19 protein-coding genes are annotated in these 21543 nt (G+C 73.5%); 9 read left to right on the top strand and 10 right to left on the bottom strand.

The window, feature by feature from the left end; all coding sequences use genetic code 11:
- Nucleotides 1-45 precede the first annotated feature (45 nt).
- Nucleotides 46-201, bottom strand: coding sequence for a hypothetical protein (locus LCD35_RS20795; protein ID WP_224957809.1), 156 nt, complete (start codon nt 199-201; stop codon nt 46-48).
- 167 nt (nt 202-368) lie between these two features.
- Between LCD35_RS20795 and LCD35_RS20790 the strand changes: the two genes are divergently transcribed.
- The 3 genes from LCD35_RS20790 to LCD35_RS20780 all read left to right on the top strand — a co-directional run bounded on the left by LCD35_RS20790 (nt 369) and on the right by LCD35_RS20780 (nt 3741).
- Nucleotides 369-986 (top strand): TetR family transcriptional regulator, encoded by a 618-nt coding sequence (locus LCD35_RS20790; protein WP_224957806.1) that lies wholly within the window; start codon nt 369-371, stop codon nt 984-986.
- A gap of 64 nt (nt 987-1050) precedes the next feature.
- Complete coding sequence (locus LCD35_RS20785) at nt 1051-2586, top strand: FAD-dependent monooxygenase (RefSeq protein ID WP_224957804.1); 1536 nt, start codon at nt 1051-1053, stop codon at nt 2584-2586.
- A 264-nt stretch (nt 2587-2850) separates the two neighbouring features.
- Entirely contained in the window at nt 2851-3741 is an 891-nt protein-coding gene (locus LCD35_RS20780) for a TIGR03619 family F420-dependent LLM class oxidoreductase (protein WP_225044698.1), read from the top strand.
- A gap of 259 nt (nt 3742-4000) precedes the next feature.
- Here the strand turns inward: LCD35_RS20780 and LCD35_RS20775 are convergent, their stop codons facing one another.
- A complete protein-coding gene (locus LCD35_RS20775; protein WP_225044697.1) occupies nt 4001-6637 on the bottom strand; it encodes a DUF6493 family protein in 2637 nt (878 codons plus the stop codon).
- Nucleotides 6634-7989, bottom strand: coding sequence for an SWIM zinc finger family protein (locus tag LCD35_RS20770; protein ID WP_224957798.1), 1356 nt, complete (start codon nt 7987-7989; stop codon nt 6634-6636). Before LCD35_RS20770 ends, LCD35_RS20775 begins: the two co-directional genes overlap by 4 nt.
- A 560-nt stretch (nt 7990-8549) precedes the next feature.
- On the opposite strand from LCD35_RS20770, the gene LCD35_RS20765 reads away from it, so the two are divergent.
- Both LCD35_RS20765 and LCD35_RS20760 read left to right on the top strand, forming a co-directional pair.
- Nucleotides 8550-9062, top strand: coding sequence for a DUF4190 domain-containing protein (locus tag LCD35_RS20765; protein ID WP_224957796.1), 513 nt, complete (start codon nt 8550-8552; stop codon nt 9060-9062).
- Nucleotides 9063-9105: 43 nt separating this feature from the next.
- The gene (locus LCD35_RS20760; protein ID WP_225044696.1) at nt 9106-10098 is read left to right on the top strand and encodes an LLM class flavin-dependent oxidoreductase; all 993 of its coding nucleotides are present in this window, start codon (nt 9106-9108) and stop codon (nt 10096-10098) included.
- A 21-nt stretch (nt 10099-10119) separates the two neighbouring features.
- On the opposite strand, the gene LCD35_RS20755 is transcribed toward LCD35_RS20760, so the two are convergent.
- The 5 genes from LCD35_RS20755 to LCD35_RS20735 all read right to left on the bottom strand — a co-directional run bounded on the left by LCD35_RS20755 (nt 10120) and on the right by LCD35_RS20735 (nt 15342).
- Entirely contained in the window at nt 10120-10587 is a 468-nt protein-coding gene (locus tag LCD35_RS20755; RefSeq protein ID WP_225044695.1) for a flavodoxin family protein, read from the bottom strand.
- 114 nt (nt 10588-10701) lie between these two features.
- Nucleotides 10702-11364 (bottom strand): sugar phosphate isomerase/epimerase, encoded by a 663-nt coding sequence (locus tag LCD35_RS20750; RefSeq protein ID WP_225044694.1) that lies wholly within the window; start codon nt 11362-11364, stop codon nt 10702-10704.
- A 111-nt stretch (nt 11365-11475) separates the two neighbouring features.
- Nucleotides 11476-12624: a Gfo/Idh/MocA family protein gene (locus LCD35_RS20745; protein ID WP_224977414.1), complete on the bottom strand. Its 1149-nt coding sequence runs from the start codon at nt 12622-12624 to the stop codon at nt 11476-11478.
- Nucleotides 12625-12713: 89 nt separating this feature from the next.
- Complete coding sequence (locus tag LCD35_RS20740) at nt 12714-13898, bottom strand: ROK family protein (RefSeq protein WP_225044693.1); 1185 nt, start codon at nt 13896-13898, stop codon at nt 12714-12716.
- A 436-nt stretch (nt 13899-14334) separates the two neighbouring features.
- Nucleotides 14335-15342 (bottom strand): sugar phosphate isomerase/epimerase, encoded by a 1008-nt coding sequence (locus LCD35_RS20735; protein ID WP_224977412.1) that lies wholly within the window; start codon nt 15340-15342, stop codon nt 14335-14337.
- Nucleotides 15343-15799: 457 nt separating this feature from the next.
- Here LCD35_RS20735 and LCD35_RS20730 point away from each other — a divergent pair, with 457 nt between their 5' ends.
- On the top strand, nt 15800-16576 hold the full coding sequence (locus tag LCD35_RS20730) for an E3 ubiquitin ligase family protein (RefSeq protein ID WP_225044692.1): 777 nt from the start codon (nt 15800-15802) through the stop codon (nt 16574-16576).
- 282 nt (nt 16577-16858) lie between these two features.
- Here the strand turns inward: LCD35_RS20730 and LCD35_RS20725 are convergent, their stop codons facing one another.
- Nucleotides 16859-17272, bottom strand: a complete 414-nt coding sequence (locus tag LCD35_RS20725; protein ID WP_224968838.1) for a CBS domain-containing protein — start codon at nt 17270-17272, stop codon at nt 16859-16861.
- Nucleotides 17273-17464: 192 nt separating this feature from the next.
- Between LCD35_RS20725 and LCD35_RS20720 the strand changes: the two genes are divergently transcribed.
- Genes LCD35_RS20720 through LCD35_RS20710 form a run of 3 tightly spaced genes read left to right on the top strand, consistent with a single transcriptional unit; the run spans nt 17465 to nt 20654 of the window.
- Entirely contained in the window at nt 17465-18898 is a 1434-nt protein-coding gene (locus tag LCD35_RS20720) for an NDP-hexose 2,3-dehydratase family protein (RefSeq protein ID WP_224978056.1), read from the top strand.
- Nucleotides 18895-19878 (top strand): Gfo/Idh/MocA family protein, encoded by a 984-nt coding sequence (locus tag LCD35_RS20715; protein ID WP_225044691.1) that lies wholly within the window; start codon nt 18895-18897, stop codon nt 19876-19878. Before LCD35_RS20720 ends, LCD35_RS20715 begins: the two co-directional genes overlap by 4 nt.
- A complete protein-coding gene (locus LCD35_RS20710; protein ID WP_224968938.1) occupies nt 19878-20654 on the top strand; it encodes an NAD(P)-dependent oxidoreductase in 777 nt (258 codons plus the stop codon). Before LCD35_RS20715 ends, LCD35_RS20710 begins: the two co-directional genes overlap by 1 nt.
- A 222-nt stretch (nt 20655-20876) precedes the next feature.
- Here the strand turns inward: LCD35_RS20710 and LCD35_RS20705 are convergent, their stop codons facing one another.
- On the bottom strand, nt 20877-21329 hold the full coding sequence (locus LCD35_RS20705; RefSeq protein WP_225044690.1) for a glycosyltransferase: 453 nt from the start codon (nt 21327-21329) through the stop codon (nt 20877-20879).
- Nucleotides 21330-21543 lie beyond the last annotated feature (214 nt).

Here is a 21543-nt window from a genome sequence, read left to right as displayed (position 1 = left end):
CGGGTCGAGAGTCATCTCGACCCGGACTTCGTCGTTGTGGGGATGTTAGGTGAGGCGGAGGCCGACGTTGCCGTAGAGGTCGGTCTTGTCGTCGTTGTCCGCGTTGCGGAGCAGTTCGTGTGGACCACCGATCCGGGTGACGAGTTGGTGGATCCCGTCTCGGGTGAGCTGCCGTTGACCCTCGTGGCGGATGCGCCGCAACCCAGCGGTGGCCTCGGCTCGTGTCGTGCGCTCTCTGCGTCTCCGAAGATTCCCGCACCGCGTCGAGCACGGTTCCGGCACGTCGTAACGGGACAAGACAGGGCAGGTCATTTTTTCTGGTTGCGCATTTTTGCGTGGCGCGCAAGTTCGCGTGTACGGTGGGTGGCGTGGACGGTGAGCGGATCGGACTGCGCGAGCGCAAGAAGCAGGAGACGCGGCTCGCGCTGAGCTGGGCGGCCATCCGGCTCGCGGTGGAGCGCGGGCTGGAGAACGTGCGGGTGGAGGACATCGCCGCCGAGGTCGGTGTCTCCCCGCGCACCTTCAACAACTACTTCGCCGGCAAGGGCGAGGCGATCGCCGCGCGGCACCTGGAGCGGGCCCGACAGATCGCGGTGGAGCTGCGGGCGCGGCCCGCGTCCGAGCCGTTGTGGACGGCCATCACCAACGCCGCGTTGGCCCGGTTCGCGCTGGGGCAGGGCGCCGGCGAGCGCGAACCGGAGCAGCAGTGGCTCGACGGCGTGCGCTTGATGGTCTCGGAACCAGCGCTGCAGGGCGAGTTCATGAAGGCCAACGCCGCGGCTGAGGCCGAGCTCGCCGCCGCCGTCGCCGAGCGCACCGGCACCGATCCGGCCCGCGACCTGCATCCGCGGCTGGTGGCCGGAGCGGTGGGGGCTGCGATCGCGGTCGCCACCGAGCACTGGCTGAGGGCCGCCGAGCCCACTCCGATGGCACCGGTGCTGCGCGACGCGCTGCGGCAGCTCGCCGCGGGATTGCCCGTGCCGTAGTCCCGACCACCACCGGACGACGCGGTCCCACGCGTCGTTCTCCTCCGGAAGCAAGGAGAAATCCGTGACCACCGATGTCGTCATCGCAGGCGCCGGGCCGAACGGGTTGATGCTGGCCTGCGAGTTGAGCTTGGCCGGGATCCGGCCGCTGGTGCTCGAACGCCTGCCGGGGCGGACGGCGGAACACCGCGCCAACGGACTGGTCGGCCAGGTGGTGCGGATGCTCGACCGCCGGGGCCTGTACGAGCGTCTCAACGGGAATTCCGGTCCGCCGCAACCGATCCCCGCCTTCGCGTTCGGCGCGATGCGGCTCGAACTGGAGGTTCTCGACGACAACCCGATGTACGCGCTGGGCGTGCCGCAACGCCGGATCGAGCAGGTGCTGGAGGAGCGCGCCCTCGAACTCGGCGCGGAGATCCGTCGCGGGCACGAACTCGTCGGGCTGGCCCAGGACACCGATTTCGTCGCCGTCGACGTCGTCGGACCGGACGGACCGCACCGGTTGCGCGCCCGCTACCTGGTCGGCGCGGACGGTGGGCGCAGCCAGACGCGCAAGCTCTCCGGCATCGGATTCCCCGGAGCCACCAAGGACGACGTGGTCTCCCGCCTGGCACACGTCACCGTCCCGCCGTCGCTGGTGGACCCGACGACGCTCGGCCTGAACGTGCCCGGGCACGGCTTCGTACCACCGTTCATCCACCACCGCACCGAGCGCGGCGTGCTCGCCTACGCCCCGTTCCCCGGGGGAGCACCGCTGGTGTCCACGATGGAATGGTCGGCGGGCCCCACCGACCAGCCGATGACGGTGGACGAGCTGCACGCGAGCGCGAGCCGCGTGCTCGGTGCCGACCTGCCGCTCGGCCCGCCCGAGGGCGACGGCCCGCACCAGCTGCGCCGGTTGGCCAGCGGCAACACCCGGCTGGCCGACCGGTTCCGGGACCGCCGGGTGCTGCTGGTCGGCGACGCGGCCCACGTGCACTCGGCGATCGGCGGCCCCGGGCTGAACCTCGGGCTGCAGGACGCCGTGAACCTCGGCTGGAAGCTCGCCGCCGAACTGCACGGCTGGGCCCCGCCCGGGTTGCTGGACAGCTACGAGACCGAACGGCGAACGGTGGCCCGGCGGGTCGTCATGCACACCCTGGCCCAGTCCGCGCTGCTCTCCCCCGGCGACGAGATCGGCGCGCTGCGGGAGCTGTTCGGCGAACTCCTCCACGAGCCGCGCAACGTGCAGCACATCGCGGACCTGATGTCCGGCGCGGACGTCCGCTACGAGATGGGCATTGACGCCGAGCACCCGCTGGTCGGCCGGTGGGCGCCGGACCTGCGGCTCGACACCGCCGGCGGATCCGTCCGGCTGGCGGAGCTGACCGCGGATGCCCGGCCGCTCCTGCTGGACACGACCGGCTCGCTCGTCGACGCGCTGTCCGGCTGGCGGGACCGGGTGCAGGTCGTCACCGGTCGCGCCGACACCTCGACCACCGCGATGCTCCTCCGCCCGGACGGCTACACGGCCTGGGCGTCGAACGACGCCCGACCGGACGCCCGATCCCTCCGCGAGGCCCTGACCAAGTGGTTCGGCCCCGCCACAGCAGGTGCGTGACCACGCTCCGGGAGGAATTCCTCGGACCCGGCCCCCTCCTCGTCCGTGCGGGATCTTCCAGCGCGACGCCGGGTGGGCGGGCAGCGGATTCGGGTCTCACCCAGCTGATTCAGGGCCTGGGGACGCCGCGACCGACCCGGAGGGGGTCCGGGTGGCGCACGAGCCACCCGGCCACCGCACATCGGCCGGGCGGCTGCTGGACGGAATCGCGCGGGGAAGACAGCCTTGGGGACGCAGGAGGTCCACGAGGACGAGGAGCCACGGGTGCGATTCGGCGTCAACGTACTGAACTTCGGGCCGGGCACGGATCCGTCGACGCTGCTGGGCTGGACCCGGTACGCGGAGGATCGCGGGTTCGGCTTCGCGATGATCTCCGACCACGTCGCGGTCACGCCGGACGCGGCCGGACCGTACCCGGCGCCGTTCTACGACCCGTTCACCACGCTCGCCTGGCTCGCCGGGCAGACCGAGCGGATCGAGCTCGGCACGACGGTCGCGATCGTGCCGTACCGCCACCCGCTGCACACCGCCCGCGTCACCGCCAACATCGACCGGTTCAGCGGCGGGCGGTTCCTGTTCGGGGCCGGGATCGGCTGGGCGCGCCAGGAGTTCGAGGCGCTGGGGCTGCCCTTCGAGCGCCGCGGCCGGATGACCGACGAGTACCTGGAGGTCCTGACGCGGGCGTGGACCGAGGAGACGCTGTCGTTCCACGGTGAGTTCGTGTCCTTCGACGAGGTGTCCACCGGCCCGCTCCCGACCCGCCGTCCCCCGTTGTGGGTGGGCGGCAACGGGCACGCGGCGATCCGCCGGGCGGTGCGGTTCGGCGACGCGTGGCACCCGTTCGACCAGCGGGTCGCGTGGCTGCGCGACGAGGGCGTGCCCGCGCTGCTGCGCGCCGCCGAGGACGCCGGTCGCGCGGCGCCCGGCTTCGCGCCGCGGCTTCCCCTGCTGCTCACCGATTCCGCGCTGGACGACGACACGCGCCTGGCCGGGCAGGGCACGCTGGACCAGGTTCGCCGGGACCTCGGCGGGCTCGCGGAGCTCGGCGCGACGCACGTCCTGTTCGACACCTACCCCGGCACTCCGGACGAGATGCGCTCGCAGGAGGCGGACCACCGGATGCTCGACGCGCTCGCCGCGCACATCCTCGACTGACCACGCCCGGGTCGGCGAGTGGGTCCCGGGCCGCGGACTTGGGCCCACGCCGGACGACTCGCGGGGCCGGGCCGCCGTCGGTCGTCCACCGGGTTCGCTCGGCAGGCCACGCTCGTCACGGCGGGTGATCAACGGCGATCTCCGCTGCCTTGCGGTGCGCACCCGGGCTGGGCGAGGAACATCCTGCACCGGGCATCGCCGGAGGCGGTGCCGCGTTCTTCGGCGGGTCCCGGAGGCCGGCCCGCCGAAGAACGCGGTGCTAGGCCAGCGCGTCCCGCAGGGCGCGGGCGCTCTTCACCAGCTGGGTGGACCCCTTGCGGGCGGCGACCTCCGCGACGGCCGGGATCTCGCCCGTGGCGCCGCAGCGCGCGGCGCATTCGGTGGCGAGCGCGAGCAGGCGTGCCGAATCGCGGGGGATGTCGCCGCCGAGCAGGCCGGGCAGCGCCGCGGCGAGCACGCACCAGGTGGTGCGGTAGGCACCGGTGTCGGCCGCGGCCTGGAGCGTGGCGTGCACGTCGCTCACCTTCATCCTGCCTCCGCTCAACATCGCCCCGAGCTGCTCGCCGAGCAGTCCGGTGTCCAGCTGCCCGCGGGCGGCCAGCACCAGGAACGAGTCGAGCACGAGGTCGCGCAGGGCAGGACGGCAGCTGCCGATCTCGCCGGCCAGCAGGCGGTGCACGGCGAAGCCCGCCGGGCCGCCCGCGGCGGCGAGGTGCGGCAGGAACCGCTCGTTGCCCCACCCCCGCACGAACGCGGTGTTGATGTCGCGGGCCACGACCTCGTCGCGGTGGTGCGGCAGCTGTGCGAGCCAGAAGGGGTCCAGCCCGCAGCGCACCCGCTCCCGCTGCGCGTCGCCGACCAGGTCTGCGGCCGCGGGCGGCAGCGGCAGCTCGATCCCCGGGCCGGGGTGCGCCGGGCGGCACAACGCGTCGCGGTGCGCGGCCGGTTCCGCCCAGCCGGCGGGGGTGGAGTCCTGGTGCGGCAGGCCGCCGCCGCGCAGCCACCGCGCGAGTCGCCGCCCCGGTTCGGAGCGCAACGCCTCGGCGGTGCGCACGACCCGCTCGCCGGGGGCCGGGTCGACCCGCAGCAGCGCTTGGGCGAAGTCGTGCTCGGCCGCCACCACCCCGAGCTCCTCGAACGCCGCGATCCGCTCCACCAGCACGTCCGCGTCGAGGGCGCCCGTGGACCACGTGGGCGTGGCGAGCAGGAACGGCTGCGAGCCGGACTCGACGATGCGCAGCACCTCCAGCATCCGCGCGTCCAACATGGACTCCGGCGGGGACAGCACGGCCTCGTCCCTCCGGTACCGGTTCCAGATCGCACCGGTGAGGGCGAACTCCCGCGGCTCGTCACCGCGCAGCGTCCGCACGACGTCGAACAGGTACGGCCCCTGCCCGAAGAGCCCACGCGGCTCCTTGCGGGCGACCGGGCGCAGCGCCTCGGTGAGTCCGGCCCGGTCGAGGGCGGCGTGGCGGACCACGCCGTCGAGGGCGCGCTCGAAACCGATCGGTTCCCAGTCGTCGGCGATGGCCACCGCCACCTCCTGCGCGACTTCGACCACCGTCTCGATCGGTCCCGGTACCGGTTCCGGTCGCGGGGCGGGCGGAAGCGCCTCGACGCAGGTGCCGCCCGCTTCCTCGCTGCCGAGGACTTCCGCGGCACGCGGTGCGAGGCTCGCGTGCAGCCGCGCGGCCGAGGTGCGCAGCCGGGGCAGCACGTCGTCCCCCGCGGACCGCAGGTGCCGGGCGATCACGTGGAGCGCGCGCTCCTGCAGCACCACGTCCCGGTTGTCGAAGGCGAGCGCGGCGTCGAGCACCACGCGGTGCGCGCGGGCGGGATCGCCCTTCGCCAGCCGGTCGAGCCAGGACAGCTGGGTGCGGACCAGCTTCTTCTCCTCCCGCAGCAGGATCCGCGCGGACGCGTCGGAGACGAGCTCCGGTTCCAGCGGTTCCACCCGGTCGACCTCGACCAGCTGTTCCTGGGCGAGCGCGGCCACCGGCAACGACTTGTCCAGCAGCGCGAGGTGGTCCCGGACGTACCGGACGTTGTCCGCGGGATCGGCGAGCAGCACGCGCAGGTAGTCCCGCGTCGGCTCGGTGGTCTTCCGGGTGCCGTCCTGGTGCAGGCGGGTCAGCTGGGCCTCGACGATTGCGGCGAGGTCGTCGGCCAGTTCGGCCCGCTCCTCCCGGGTGGGGGCGAGCAGCTCCCACTCCTGCGCGTGGCCGAAGGGAACCCCGCCGTCCTGCCGCACCTCCGCCACGACCCGACGCAGCAGCGCCCGCCGCTCCAGCAGTCCGTCCTCGGCGAGCTGGACGAACGGCAGCAGCCAGGACCGCACCGGCACTCCGGGCCGTTCCAGGGCCAGGGGCAGGAACACCGGAGTGAGCGGGTCCGCGCGCAGCCGCTCGACGTCCGCCGGGTCGAAGCGGGAGCTGCCGACGTGCCGGTAGTGCCCGAAGTGGTTGAACAGCCACGCGCGGAGGAACACGTCGCGGTCCGGCATCGGCGCCCCGGTTCCGCGGGCGATGTGCTCGACGAGCCGGAAACAGCACGAGTACCCCTCGTCGGGCACGGCGTCCCGGATCCGTGCCACCAGTTCGATCCGCCAGGCGACCGGGTGCACGTCGACGGCACCGCTGAGCTGCCCGCTCCGGTCGGTTGCGGTGCCGCGGAACCTGATGAGCTGCTCCGCGGCCTCCGCCGGGCTGATCGCGCAGCCCAGCGTCGCCGCGAGCCAGGCCCACTCCTGCGCGAACGTCCACTCGTCCGACCGCGCGCGTCGCGCCGCGAACAGCCGTTCGCCGCATTCGGCGTCGCGCTCCTCGGGGGGCAGCCCGGGCAGGGCCTCGATCACCCCGTCGCAGTCGGCCGCCTCCACCAGTTCGAGCAACGTCACTTCGCGACCTCCTGGAACATGCGGGTGGCGAGCACGTGCGCGCACGGCCCCCGTCCGCCGCGGTACCTCGCCCACCACGGGCAGGTGCAGCTCAGCGCCCCCGCGCCGTCCGCTCGGACCAGCTGGGCCCGGGCGGGCGTGCCCACCTGGAAGATCTCGCGGTCGCGCCGGACCAAGCCCTCGGCGATCAGCGCCCGCGCCCGCCGCAGCCGGGGGTTGCGGGTCTCGACGGCACCCGCCGAGAACGGCAGGCAGCGGTGGAAGTACGCCTGCTCGGCGAGGTCGTAGCCGACCTGCCCGGAGGTGCCGAGCACGGTCAGCGCGGCGCGCACCCGTTCCGGCGGCAGGTCCGCCTGCCGGGCCAGTTCGGGCACGTCGATCGTCGGCTCCCACGCCAGCAGCGCGGAGATCAGGTCGGCGTCGGCCTCGGCGCTGCCCGTCGCGAGATCGTCGAGCACGCCGCCTTCGCCGGAGAACCCGCGCCCGGGTTCCGGCGAGAGCATCAGGGTGAGCCGCAGGTGCGGCAGCTCCACCTCCCAGGCCACCGCGGTGCTCTCCTCGGCCGCCGGGGAGTACGCGCGCAACGCGACGGCGTGCGGCAGCACGTGCCGCACCGCGTGCAACCGCTCCGGACCGGGCAGCGGGATCGCGCCCGGCGCCGGCCGGGTGACGGGCCGCAGCGCGCCGCCCACCGGCAGCACCCACCGCGTGCCGCGGACGCCGGCGGACGGGTTCGGCCGGGGCAGCATCCGCAGCAGGGCCGCCGCTTCCGCCGCGGGCACCTCGGCACGCAGCTCGAAACCCGCGCCGAGCACCTGGGCTTCGGCGAAACCGCGCAACCAGCGCTCGGGCAGCGGGACCCGCTTCTCCACGAACCGGCCGTCGAAGGTGCGCACCGCCAGCTCGTCCGGGCCGATCGCCAGGTGCAGCGGGTCCAGACCGCCGAGCGTGGCGAGCGCCCGCTGCAACGGCGGGTTGACGTCGACGTTCGTGGTGCCGTGCCCGATCTCGTCGCCGTCGAGCCCCGGAGCCAGCACGTCGAGGCGCGCGTACACGCCGCCGCAGCCGGAGAAGGACTCCACCCGCAACCGGTCCCCGTTCGCGGTCACCACCGGGTCCCGGGACCGCGCGGCGTCCTGCCGGACGTAGCGGGCCTGCGCCACCTCCGCGACCGCCAGCACGCCTGCCGCGGCGGCGAGCGGCGCCGTCAGGAAACCGCGGAAGAACACCGGGTTGGCGACGTCCCCGCTCGGCGTGGAACCGCCGGAGGTCTCCAGCGCGAGCGCCCGGCCGGAACCGGATCCGCGCACGGCCGACGGCCGCACGTAGGAATACGTCTGGACTGCTGTCATGCGCGAACCCTACGAAGGGTCTACGACGATTCCCCCGCGGAACGCAGAACCGTGACCGACGCCTTCGAACGAGCATCCGCGCTGCTCGAACCGCAGGTCGAACGGGTGCGCACCAGTTCGTGTGCCGACGATTCCGGCGAAAGTCGCGGTGGCGCTGAGCCGATCAGCGCAATGCGCGATCGTCCCGTTCCGACCGCCCGGCATGCGGTCCTCCCGCGAATCGGCACGATCGGGCACGGGCATTTCCCCTTCGCCCGCCGAGAACGTTCTGCCCCGGTGATCCACCCGGGCGCTGATCCGCGGGAGGAACCGGAGCGGGCGGTGCTCGCGGCGCCGGGTCGCCGGACGGCCGAGGGGGCGGGGTTTGCCCGCCCTGGTGGGCGGGGCACCCGCACGGTGAGGCCAGGCCTCGGGGGGAAGACCGCCCGAGGTGCTCGCCGGGGAGGCGGACGGGCTCCGGCCCGCACCGCGAGGAGGCACGAGCGGCGTCCGCAGCCCGCGACGGTGTCGGCGAGCCTGGTCCTCCACCGGAGATCCGCGCGGGGGAAAGAGGAACCGCCATGGCGCACTCGTACGACTCGCACGACGTGGAACGGCAGACCGACCCGCGGCAGGTGCGGCAGACCGGCACCTCGGAGGCCGAGGCGCAGCACCCCGGGGCGAGCCAGGTCGACCCGCGGCAGACCGACACCGGGCAGCAGCCCGAGCAGGGAACTTCGTGGACGACGGGCGCCCCCACCGAGATGCCCAGGGCCAAGACCAGTCCGATGGCCGTGTTCGGCCTCGTGCTCGGGTTGCTGGCCCTGCTCTGCGGGCTGACCGGAGTGCTGGCGCCGCTGGCGATCGTGTTCGGGATCGTCGGCATCGTGCTCGGCATCCTCGGGCGCAAGGACGGCATGCAGCGCGAGCGCACCGGCAAGGGCGTGGCCACCGCGGGGCTCATCATGGCCATCATCGGACTGGTCCTGGGCGTGCTGGCCGGGATCGCGTTCGTGCTGGGCGCGATGAACCCGGACCTGTTCATCCCGGCGCAGCAGCAGGTCGGTGACCTGATGACGCAGGTGCCGCGCTGATCCGCGGGGCGGGCTCCCCGGGCCACCGGGGAGAATCCCGCGGGTGGCGTGCAATCTGACGTTGTCGGTGCTGGACACCTCGCCGATCGTCGAGGGTTCTTCGGCGGCGGAGGCGCTGCACCGGACGCTGGACCTGGCCCGGCTCGCCGATCGGACCGGGTTCCACCGCTACTGGGTTCCCGAGCACCACGGGATGCGCGGCGTGGCGTGCGCGGAGCCCGCGGTGCTGGCGGGAGCCATCGCGTCCGCCACGAGCGGGCTGCGCGTCGGCGCGGGCGGAGTGCTGCTGCCGAACCATCCGCCGCTGCTGGTGGCCGAGCGGTGGGGCATGCTCGCCGCCCTGCACCCGGGCCGAATCGACCTGGGGATCGGCCGGGCGCCCGGCGGCACGCCCGCGATGGCCGCGGCGCTGCGGCGGCCCCCGGAGGCGACGACGGCACCGGCCCACGCCACCGCGCTCGGCGAACTGCTGGCCTGCTTCGAACCGGAGTCGCGGGCGGTACCCGCGCGCGGGAACCGCCCGGAGATCTGGCTGCTGGGGTCGTCCGGCACCGGGGCGCGGTTGGCCGCCGAGCACGGGTTGCCGTGCGCGCACGCCCACCACCTCGATCCGGAGGGCGTGCCGGAAGCCGCGCGGGTCTACCGGGAGTCGTTCCGGCCGTCGGCGCACCTGGCGGAGCCCGTGACGCTGGTCAGCGTGGCGGTGATCTGCGCGGAGAGCGACGCCGAGGCCGAGCGGCTCGCCGGGTCGACGCGCTGGAAGACTCTCAGCCGCCGGCGCGGTCGGCGCATCCTGCTACCGAGCCCGGAGCGGGCCGCCGCGGAGCTGGCCGGGCTGGACCGGGCGGAGGTCGAGTCCTGCTCCCCCGGCCTCGTCGCCGGATCTCCAGGAACGGTCCGGCGGGAACTGCTCGCCATCGCGGCGCGGACCGGCAGCATCGAGCTGATGATCACCACGCCGGTGCACGACCACGCGCGGCGGCGGCGCTCCTACGAACTCCTCGCCGACGCGGTGCACCCGGCCCGGCCGCGGTGACCGAGCCGGTTCCCCGCCTCGTCAGCCCACCGCCCGCCGCATCCGCCCGGCGAACTCCCGGGCCGCGGCCAGGTCCCGCTCGTCCGGCCGCCGCCGGTGCAGGCCGCCGACGAGCCCGAACGGCCCCCAGGTATCCCACGCCCGGCAGGTGAAGGTGCCGCGCACCGCGAACCCCGCGTCGGCGAGCGACCGGGCCAGCGGCCGGGTGAACGGCAGCAGCGGGAACTCGAGGAACCCGCTGGTGGCGAACGCGAAAGCGCTCCCCCGCCCGCGCGGCAGCGCCCGCGCGAGGCCGAGCAGGTCCGCGTGCATCCGCCCGTGGAAGACACCGGAGCCGAAGCCGACCAGGTCGGCGCGGGCGAGCAAGTCCGGATCGGCCCGCTGCGGCGGGACGACCTCGGCGTCCAGCACCCCGGCCATGGCCTCGGCGATCCGGCGGGTGCCGCCGTGCGACACCGACGTGCACACGATGACGTTCTTCGACTCCATCCGGTCCCTCCTCGTTCCAAGAGGGGGACGTGGTGGCCGCGGGAAGTGTGACGGCGTGCGTCGCACCACGGCGGATCGGGCGCCGGTGCCGGGCTGCGGCACCGGCGGCCCGCGTCACCAGCGGACGGCGCGGAGGTAGTCGAAGCCGACGCCCGCGGTGCGCAGCGGATCGGTCGGCTGGTCGTGCTCGACGATGTACTCCCAGGCGGACCGGGCGTGCGCGAAGATCGCCGGGAAGTCCATCGTGCCGGTGCCCGGGTCGGCCATCTCGCCGTCGAGGGCGCGGTCCTTGACGTGCAGCTGGCGGATGCGGTCGCGTTCGGCGTCGATCAGCGCGAGCACGTCCTGGCCCGCGTGCACCGCCCAGTACAGGTCGAGTTCGAAGTGGACGAACCTGCGATCGGTGCGCTCCCGCAGGACGTCGTACGGGAGGACGCCGTCCACCGGCGCGAATTCGTGGTCGTGGTTGTGGTAGCCGAACCGCAACCCGGCGGCGCGGCACTTCCGGCCCGCTTCGTTGAGCTCGTCGGCGAACGCGCGCCAGCCGTCGGCCGTGTCGAACACGGCGTGCGGGACGACGACCTGCCGGTTTCCCAGCGCGCGGGCGTCCTCGATCAGCGCGTCCACCCCGCCGTCGAGGTCGGCGTGCCCGGAGGTGGCGCGCAGCCCGAGGTCGTCGAGGACGGTGCGGAACTCGGCGGCGGTGCGGCCGTGCGTGCCCGCCGTCTCGACGCTGCGGTAGCCGAGCTCGGCCACCTGGCGCAGCGTGCCCGGCACGTCCTCGTCGAGCAGGGTGCACCCGCAGGTCCACCCCGTCCAGGGCGCGCACGCCCGGGAACACCTTGACGATGCCGGACATCACCAGCACGTCGTCCGTCCGCGGTCGGGTCATCTGCCGCCTCCGACCGGTGTCCACCTGCTGTGGTCGGCGGCGCTGCGCTGCACCGCGTCGAGCACCCGCTGCACCCGCAGCCCGGCGGCGAAGTCCGGGCTGGGGCTGGTGCGCTCGCCGATGGCGGTCACGAAGTCCCGCAGCTGGTGGGTGAACGTGTGCTCGTAGCCGAGCACGTGCCCCGGCGGGTACCAGGCGCGCAGGTACGGGTGGTCGGCCTCGGTGGCCAGGATGCGGCGGAACCCCGCGGTGGCCGCGTCCTCGGTCGCGTCGTAGAAGGACAACTCGTTCATCGACTCGAAGTCGAACGCGAGGCTGCCCGCGCTGCCGTTGATCTCGACGCGCAACCCGTTCTTGCGCCCCGCGGCGTAGCGGGTCGCCTCGAAAGTGCCGAGCGCGCCGCCGCCGAAGCGGGCGGTGAACATCGTCGCGTCGTCCACCGTCACCGGACCGGTGCGGTCGGTGCCCGCGCCCAGCGGCCGTTCGGCCACGAAGGTGTCGACCAGGCCGCAGACGCTGGTGATCTCGTCGTCCAGCAGGAACTGGGCGAGGTCGACCAGGTGCGCGCCCAGATCGCCGAGCGCCCCGGATCCGGCGCGTTCGGCCTGCAACCGCCAGGTCAGCGGGGCCTGCGGGTCGAGCAGCCAGTCCTGCAGGTACTGGGCGCGCACGTGCCTGATCCGACCCAGCCTGCCCTGCGCGACCAGCGTCCTCGCCAGCGACAGCGCGGGAACCCGGCGGTAGTTGAACCCGACCATCGACCGGATCCCCCGCTGCCGCGCGCGTTCCGCGGCGTCGGCCATCGCGACCGCTTCGGCGACCGAGTTCGCCAGCGGCTTCTCGCACAGCACGTGCTTGCCGGCTTCCAGGGCGCTCATCGCGATCTCGGCGTGGCTGTCGCCGGGGGTGCAGATGTCGACGACGTGCACGTCGTCGCGCAGCAGCGCGGACTTCCAGTCGTCGCTGTCCTCCCGCCAGCCGAGCCGGGCGGCGGCATGGTGCACGGCGTCCTTGCGGCGTCCGCACAGCACCACCATCTCCGGCCGGACCGGGAGGTCGAAGACCCGTCCCACGGTCCGCCACGCCTGCGAGTGGACCACTCCCATGAAGGCGTGGCCCACCAGGGCGACACCGAGTGCGTTCATCCCGTCCTCCTGTCGTGCGGAGCGCGTCCAGGGTGGTGCTGCGGGAGCTCGGGCGGCTCCTCGCCGATCGGTGTGCCGGGGTCCCCCGGTCAAGGCGCGGCTGCGCCGCCGAGCACGTGGTCGCTGATCAGTCCGGCGGCGCCGACGACTCCGGCGGTCCCGCCCAGTTCGGAGAGCGCGATCGGCAGGCTGCTGGTGGCCAGCGGCGTGGATCGCCGGTAGAGCTCGCTGCGCACTTCCGCCAGCAGCGGGTGGCCGAGCCCGGCCACTCCCCCGCCGACCACGATCATCGCGGGGTTCGCGAAGTTCACCAGCCCGGCCAGCACCGTGCCCAGCCGCCGCGCGCCCTCGCGCACCAGGCCGAGCGCCAGCGGATCGCCGTGGCGCATCGCGGTTCCCACGTCGTGCGCGGTGAGCACGTCGCGACCGGCGAGCAGTTCCCGCAGCTCCGGTGATTCGCCGCTGCGCGCCAGCGCGGTGGCGTCGCGGGACAGGGAGGCGCCGCTGAACCACGCCTCCAGGCACCCGGTCCGCCCGCAGCCGCACACCGGCCCGGTGTCGTGCACCGCGATGTGCCCGATGTCCCCGGCGCTGCCGTTGCTGCCGCGCAGCACCCGGTTCCCGGTGATGATGCCGCAGCCGATCCCGGTGCCGATCTTGACGAACAGGAAGTCCGGCACCGAACGGCCCAGCCCGCGGTACATCTCGCCGAGCGCCATCAGGTTCACGTCGTTGTCCACCAGCGCCGGCACGCCCAGCCGCTGCGCGAAGTACTCCCGCACCGGGTAGCGGTCCCACCCGGGCATGATCGGCGGGGAGACGGTGAACCCGTCCCGGAAGCTCACCGGGCCGGGCACCCCGATGCCCACGCCGTGCAGGCCCGGCAGGTGCCCGGCGGCGCGCATCTCCTCGACCACGTCGACGGCGCGGCCGAGCACGGCGTCCGGGCCGTCCTTGATCTCGATGCCTTCGCTGGTGTGCGCGACCAGGTCCAGCAGTCCGTCGGTGACCCCGACGTCGAGCGAGGTGGCGCCGATGTCGATGCCGACGAAGCGCAGCCGCCGGGACAGCTGCACCAGGCCGGAGCGCCGCCCGCCCCGCGAGGCGGCCTTGCCTGCGCGTTCCACGAATCCGAGTTCCTGCAACCGGGCCAGCTCCTGACCGATCTTGGAGCGGGACAGCGACACCTGCGCGGCCAGTTCCGCCGCCGCTTGGGCGCCGCCGAACCGCAACGAGGTCAGCAGGCGAGCTTGGTGTGCGTTCTCCGGTTGCACCGACTACCCCACTTCTTGCGCGGAGCGTACGAAGTTCGTCACAGAGTAGGCGAACGTTTTCTCCTGCGGTCAAGGAGAAATCAGCGATGTCCCCCGGATGTTCGCTGCCCGGACGGGCGCAGCCGACCGCGTCCGTTCGGGCGCTGCCCGGGGAATCCGGAATGCGGGGGGAAGAACGCGCCATCTCGCCCGGAACTCCTCGCCGAGTCCACAGTGGAACGGCAAGGGCGCTGCGGGAACACCGGTCCGGACCGCCGATCGCCGACCAGCGGGCCACCCGCCATCGCGCCGAGCCGCCGCAGCGCCGAAGGATCCCTCGCCGACTGGGCCGAACGCGCCTTTCCGTGCAAAACGGACGCGAGTTCCGCGGGGCCCCAGGAGCGGAGAACGGCGCCGCCGTCGAGGTGACGGCGACGCCGGAGTTCCGCGGACGCGCCTACGCCTCGGTGCTGAACGCGGCGTCGAAGGCGACCGCGGGCGGCTCGATCGCCGCCAGCTTCCGGACGAACGCGAGCGCGTCCGGGGCGCCCAGCATCCGGTCCATGCCCGCGTCCTCCCACTCCACCGAGATCGGCCCGGAGTAGCCGATCGCGTTGAGCCCCCGGAAGATCGGCTCCCACGGCACGTCCCCGTGCCCGGTGGAGACGAAGTCCCAGCCGCGCCGCGGATCCGCCCACGGCAGGTGCGAGCCGAGCCGGCCGTTGCGGCCGTTGAACTGCTTCACCGACTCCTTGCAGTCCACGTGGTAGATCCGGTCCTGGAAGTCCCACAGGAACGTCACCGGGTCCAGGTCCTGCCACAGGAAGTGACTCGGGTCGAAGTTCAGCCCGAACGCGGGGCGGTGCCCGATCGCCTCCAGCGCGCGCCGCGTCGTCCAGTAGTCGTAGGCGATCTCGCTCGGGTGGACCTCGTGCGCGAACCGCACCCCCTCCTCGTCGAACACGTCCAGGATCGGGTTCCACCGCTCGGCGAAGTCGGCGTAGCCGCGCTCCACCATCTCCGCCGGGACCGGCGGGAACATCGCCACGGTGTGCCAGATGGAGGAGCCGGTGAACCCGACCACGGTGGACACGCCGAGCTTCGCCGCCGCCCGCGCGGTGTCCTTCAACTCCTCCGCCGCACGGGTCCGCACGCCCTCCGGTGCACCGTCGCCCCAGATCCGGGACGGCAGGATGCCGCGGTGCCGCTCGTCGATCGGGTGGTCGCACACCGCCTGGCCCACCAGGTGGTTCGACAGCGTCCACACCTCCAACCCGTGCGCGGCAAGCAGGTCCAGCCTCCCCTGCACGTAGTCGTCCTCGGCCAACGCCCGGTCCACCTCGAAGTGGTCCCCGGAACAGGCGATCTCCAGCCCGTCGTAGCCCCATCCGGCGGCCAGCCGGCACACCTCCTCGAACGGCAGGTCGGCCCACTGGCCGGTGAACAGCGTGACCGGTCTCGGCATCGTGATCTCCCTTGCTCGACGGCGGGGAAGGAGCACTCACTGGGGCGTCGAACACCGCGACGCGACAGTCCACATCGGACCGCCGGGGGCGCACGGCGCCCCACCTCCCGGGACACGCCCATCTTGGAGCAGGCGCCGCACGAACACCAGGGTCGTTGCGGCCCGCGCCACCAGGAGCCCCGCGCAGCGGCGACGCCGGGCGAGACTGGTCGCGCCTCGACGACGTCCCGGACCCGGCGCCTGACGTCCCAGCACCGCCCCATCGGCGCTTCGCCGGCTGTGCACAGCCGAACACGTGTGGTGAGCGGGTGAACCGGGCGCCGCACCGGTGCCGGACCGCCGAAAGGGATCGTCGAGAATCCGATCTCGCAGCAGAACTTTCGATCCGCACCCGCCGGTGCGGTGCGGCGAATACGATCTCCGACCGCAGGGTGGGAGCGAAGGACGGGAACGGGACATGTGGCTGGTGGGATTGGTCGTGGTGGCCCTGGCGGTCGCCGGGTTCTTCTGGATGCGCCGCACCCGCAGCGAGCTCCACGCGATGATCGGCACCGAGACCTCCACGATCGACGAGCTGGAGGAGCTGCGCCGCATCTCCGACGAGCTCGGCGCGCGGGGCGGGTTCCGCAGGACCGCCGAGGTCGTCGGCGCCGCCCACCCCCGCCCCGAAGGCCTGCTCACCGCCGCGCTCAGCGAAGCGCCCTGCGTCTGGTACCGCTACCAGGTGGAACGGATCTACGAGCAGGTCGAGCAGCGCGACGGCCGGACCAGGCGGGTCCGCAAGACCGAAACGGTCTCCGAGCACACCTCGGAGGAGGGCTACGCGCTGATCGACGAGCAGGGCCGGACCATCGGGATCGCCCCGGCGGGGACGAAGCCCGAGGGCGTCGAGCAGTCGGTCGAGCGGTTCGAACCGCACAACGGAGGCGGTGGCGGATTCGGGTTCCAGCTGGGCGGGTTCAGCTTCGGGAATCGGAGCTCCACGATCGGCATGCGCTACAAGGAATGGCTGATCCGCCCGGGCACCCGGCTCTACGCGCTCGGCGAGGTGCACGACGCCATCGGCCCGCTGGTCCTCGCGAAGCCGCAGGAGAAGGGGCACTTCATCATCGCCGCGAAGACCGAGCAGCAGCTGCGGGAGGAGCGCACGAAGCGCCACCGGCTGCTCGCCATCGGGGTGCCCGTCGCGTTCGTCGCGGGCGCCGCCCTCACGATCTTCGACCTGGTCCGCTGATCCGCACAGGTCGCGGCGCCGGCGGCTGCGCACCGCAGAGCAGGGCATACTGCTGTCGTCGAACCTGCTCGGTGGGTTCTTCGGCTGTTTCCTGTCAGCGGCGAAGCCGATGAGCAGCGACCACCCGATCAACCGGACCACCCGCGGGTCCTCAGCGGTTCCCTCGCGAGGACAGCGATTTCTCCTGTGGCGGAGCCACCGGTGACATCGATCCCGCAGCGGGGGAACCGCTGAGGTTCCGCCACCTGCCCCGCTCCGCAACAGGAGTGGAGCGGCATCTGGTCAGGTGGACAGGGTGTCGACCAGGTCTCCGACCTCGTGGTGCGGCAGGGCCTTGGCGACGTCGCCGAGCGAGACCATGCCGACGAGCCGCTGCCCGTCGATCACCGGCACCCGGCGCACTTGGTGGTCCTTCATCGTGGCGAGCACCTCCTCCGCGGAGTCGTCGGCGCCCGCGGTGATCGCCTCGGCCTGGTTCAGGTCCCCGGCGGGGAAGGTCCCGGCGTCGCGGCCCTTGCCGACCACCTTGACGACCAGGTCCCGGTCGGTGATCACTCCCTTGATCTTCTCGTCCGGGCCGCAGATGGGCAGCGCCCCGACGCCGAGGTCGGTCATCTTGCGCGCCGCGTCCGCGGCGGTCTGATCGGTGTTCACGCATTCGGCGCCCGCGGTCATGATCTCCCGTGCGGTCGTCATGGTGCTGCGCCTCCTCCCGTTCGGAAATCGCGATCAGCCCCCGGCTACCCGGCGAGCTCCGCGCGCAATCATCCGATCGTGGAACCGTCGGCCGGGCTTGGGGTTTCTCCTAATCTTTCCCGGGTAGGAATGGTCGCGACCCGGCCTGCCGCGCCAGCGGATCGCCGGCAGCACCGCCGTGAGGAGATCCCGATGGCGCCCTCCGCCGGAACGGGCTTGCTGCGCAAGCCGGACACGACCCTGCCGCACCGGTTGGCGCGCTCGGCGCGCGCCGAGCGGGACGCGCTGCACTCCACCGAGGAGCTGTTGGCCTGGGTGCGGGAGCGCGGCGCCGCGCAGCTGCACGACGTGCGGCGGATCCCGTTCGCGGAGCTGGACAAGTGGCGCTTCGACGACGCCACCGGCGACCTCGGGCACACCAGCGGCAAGTTCTTCAGCGTGCAGGGGTTGCGCGTGTCCAGCGACCACGGCCCGGTGCGCTCCTGGACGCAGCCGATCATCAACCAGCCGGAGATCGGCATCCTCGGCATCCTGCTGCGCGAGATCGACGGGGTGCTGCACTGCCTGATGCAGGCGAAGACCGAACCCGGCAACGTGAACGGGGTGCAGCTGTCCCCCACCGTGCAGGCCACCCGCAGCAACTACACGCGGGTGCACGAGGGCGGCGCGGTGCCGTACCTGGAGCACTTCCGCGAGGCCGCGGGTCAGCAGGTGCTCAGCGACGTGCTGCAGTCCGAGCAGGGCTCGTGGTTCTTCCGCAAGCGCAACCGGAACATGCTGGTGGAGGTGCGCGAACCGGTCGCGGAGCACGAGGACTTCCGCTGGGTGACGATCGGCCAGCTGCACCGGCTGCTGGCGGTGGACGACCTGGTGAACATGGACGCCCGCACCGTGCTGTCCTGCCTCCCCGGCGGGTTCGAGGGGTCCGAAGTGGACGGTTCGGATCTGGCGGGCGCGCTGGCGCGGTCCCGGGATCCGCGCTCGGGCACCTTGCACACCACCGCCGAGGTGCGCAGCTGGATCACCTCCCGGCAGGCCGAGCACCAGGTCCGGGCCTCGCTGATCCCGCTGCACGCGGTGCGCGGCTGGCGGCGCACCGACGCGGAGATCCGGCATGAGCTCGGCACCTTCTTCACCGTGCTGGCCGTGGACGTGCGCAGCAACAGCCGCGAGGTCGGCGGCTGGACCCAGCCGCTGCTGCACCCGCACGGAACCGGGGTGGTGGCGCTGCTGGTGAAGCGCGTCGACGGGGTGCTGCACGCGCTGCTGAACGCCCGCGTCGAACCCGGCTACCTGGACGTGGTGGAGCTGGCGCCGACCGTGCAGTGCACCCCCGAGAACTACGCCGGTCTCGGCGTCGACTACCGGCCGCCGCACCTGGACGTGGTGCTGGGCAGGCGGCCCGAGCAGGTGCTGTTCGACACCGAGCTGTCCGAGGAGGGCGGCCGGTTCTACCAGGCCCGCAACCGGTACCAGATCATCGAGGTGGACGCGGACTTCCCCGACTCGGACCTGCCGGACTTCCGGTGGCTGGCGCTGCACCAGCTGACCGGGCTGCTGGAGCACAGCCACTACGTGAACGTGCAGGCCCGCAGCCTCATCGCCTGCCTGCGGGGCCTGCGGTGAGCCGGCGGGTCCGGCTCGGCGTGCCGGCCTCGTCGGCGAACGCGCGGCGCCGCGCGCTGCCCGCCGCCGCCGAGATCCCCGAGCTGGAGATCACCGCGGTCGCCAGCAGGGACGCGGCGAAGGCCGCCGAGTTCGCGGACCGCTTCGGCGGCACCGCCACCACCGGCTACGCGGCGCTGCTGGACGATCCCGAGGTCGACGCCGTCTACCTGTCGCTGCCGACCGCGCTGCACCACGAGTGGACGCGGCGAGCGCTGCGCGCCGGGAAGCACGTGCTGTGCGAGAAACCGCTCACCGACCGCGCCGACCGCACCCGGGAGCTGACCGCGCTGGCGCGGGAGCGGAACCTGGTGCTGCGGGAGAACTTCGCGTTCCTGCACCACCCGCAGCACCGGACCGTCGCCGATCTCGTCGCGGACGGGCGGATCGGGGCGCTGCGCACGTTCACCGCGACCTTCGGCATCCCGCCGCTGCCGGATTCCGACATCCGCTACGACGCGGCGCTCGGCGGTGGCGCGCTGCTCGACGTCGGGGTCTACCCGATCCGGGCGGCGCAGCTGCTGCTCGGTCCGGGCCTGGCGCTGTCCGGGGCGGTGCTGCGCGTCGACGAGCGGCGCGGCGTGGACCTCGCCGGGCACGCGCTGCTGGTGTCGCCGGACGGCGTGTTCGCCGACCTGGAGTTCGGCTTCCAGCACGGCTACCGGTCCCGCTACGGGCTGTGGGGCGCGACGGGCACGCTGGGCCTGGACCGCGCGTTCACCCCGCCCGCCGAGCATCGGCCGCTGCTGCGCGTCGACGAGCAGGACCACGCCGAGGAGTTCGTGCTCGCCGCCGCGCACCAGTTCCGCGACTCGATCGCCGCGTTCGCCCGCGCCGTGCTGGACCGCGCGCCGGACGAACCGGCGTGGCTGGACGCGGCCGAGGAGACCGCGCGGCTGGTGGAGCAGGTGCGGGCCGCCGCGGTGCGGGTGCCCGCCTGATGGAGGTCGTCGGCAGCGGTTTCCTCGCCCGGCACTGCACCGCGTGGCTCGGCGCGGCGCACCCGGAGGTGGTGCTGATCGCCGCCGGGGTGTCCACCACGTCCGCCGCGGACACCGCCGAGTTCGACCGGGAGGCGGCGCTGGTCGGCGAGGTGCTGCGGCGCTGCCGGGCGGACGGGCGGACCGCGGTGTTCCTGTCCACGTCCTCGGCGGCGATCTACGGCTCCGACGGGACGCCGGGGCGCGAGGACGGCCCGGTGTTCCCGCTGAACGCCTACGGCAGGCACAAGCTGGCGCTGGAGCGCGTGTGCGAGCTCTCCGGCGCGCGGTTCCTGGTGCTGCGGCTGACCCACCTGGTCGGGGACGGGCAGCAACCGGCGCAGCTGCTGCCGTCGCTGGTGCGCGGCGTGCTGGACGGGGTGGTGACGGTGCATCCCGAGGCGCACCGCGACCTGCTGGACGTGCGGCACGTGCCGCCGGTGCTGGACGCGCTGTGCGCGGCGGGCGTGCGCGACGAGGTGGTGAACGTGGCCTCCGGGGTGCCGATCCCGGTGCCGACCGTGGTGGCGGCGCTGCGGCGGCGGCTGGACGCCGACCCCGAGGTGCGGGCGCTGTCGCGCCCACCAGAGCTGACCCGGGTGGACCTGGCGAAGCTGCACCGGCTGGTGCCCGCGTTCGCCGAGCACGACTTCGGCCCCGGCTACCTGGACGACCTGCTGGACCGGTACCTGCACTCCTACCTGCCGACGTCCACAGTGGACTTGCATTCCGATTGATCACCGACGATCCGGCGGAATTCGGGACGCAGGAACCCGCGCGGCGAGGCCGTGCCCTCTTCAGCGGTGACGCCGCTGAGCGGAGACCACGCACGCCCGCGGTTTCTCAGCGCTTTCCTCGCGAGGACGGCGTTGTCGCCTGTGGCGGAGCCACCGGTGCACTCGATCCCGCAGCGAGGAAAGCGCTGAGGTTCCGCCACCCGACCCCGAAGGGGCGGAACCTCAGCGCCCCGCGACGAGATCCCGAAGCGCGAGGACCGCTTCGGCCGGGGCAGGTAGTTCGTTCGCCGAGGAGGCCACGTCCGCAGCCGATTCGGTGAACGCCGGTTCGGTGAGCAGGCGGTGCAGCGCTCCGCCGATGCCCTCGGCGTCGGCCTCCCAGTTCGGGATGTCCAGCCCCGCCCCGGAACCGGTGATCCGCCGGGCCATCAACGTCTGGTCGAACCCGCACGGCAGCGCCAGCTGCGGCACCCCCGCCACCACCGAGGTCATCGTCGCTCCCCCGCCGCCGTAGTGCACCACCGCGTCGCACCCGGGCAGCACCAGGCTCAGCGGCAGGTCGGTCCGCACGTGCACCGACTCCGGTAGCGGCCCGCACTCGCGCGCGTCCGCGGGCGAGGCCAGCAGCAGCACCTCACAACCCAGCCCGGTCGCGGCCGCCACCACCTGCGGCATCTTGTTCACCGTCGCGCCGAACGTGCGGGTCGCCGACCGGCCCCACACCACGCACACCCGCGGCCGGGCGCCGCGCGGCGGCCCGGCCGGGGGGGGGGGGGGGGGGGGGGGGGGGGGGGGGGGGGGGGGGGGGGTGGGGGGGGGGGGGGGGGGGGGGGGGGCGGGGGGCCGCGCGTCGCCCGGAGGTCAGTCCTTCAGCGTGCTGAGGAAGGTC

The organism is Saccharopolyspora sp. 6V (assembly GCF_020176785.1).
Classification (GTDB): domain Bacteria; phylum Actinomycetota; class Actinomycetes; order Mycobacteriales; family Pseudonocardiaceae; genus Saccharopolyspora_C; species Saccharopolyspora_C gregorii.
Note: the sequence above shows the minus strand (reverse complement) of the source record. Positions and strands in the feature narration are given on the sequence as shown.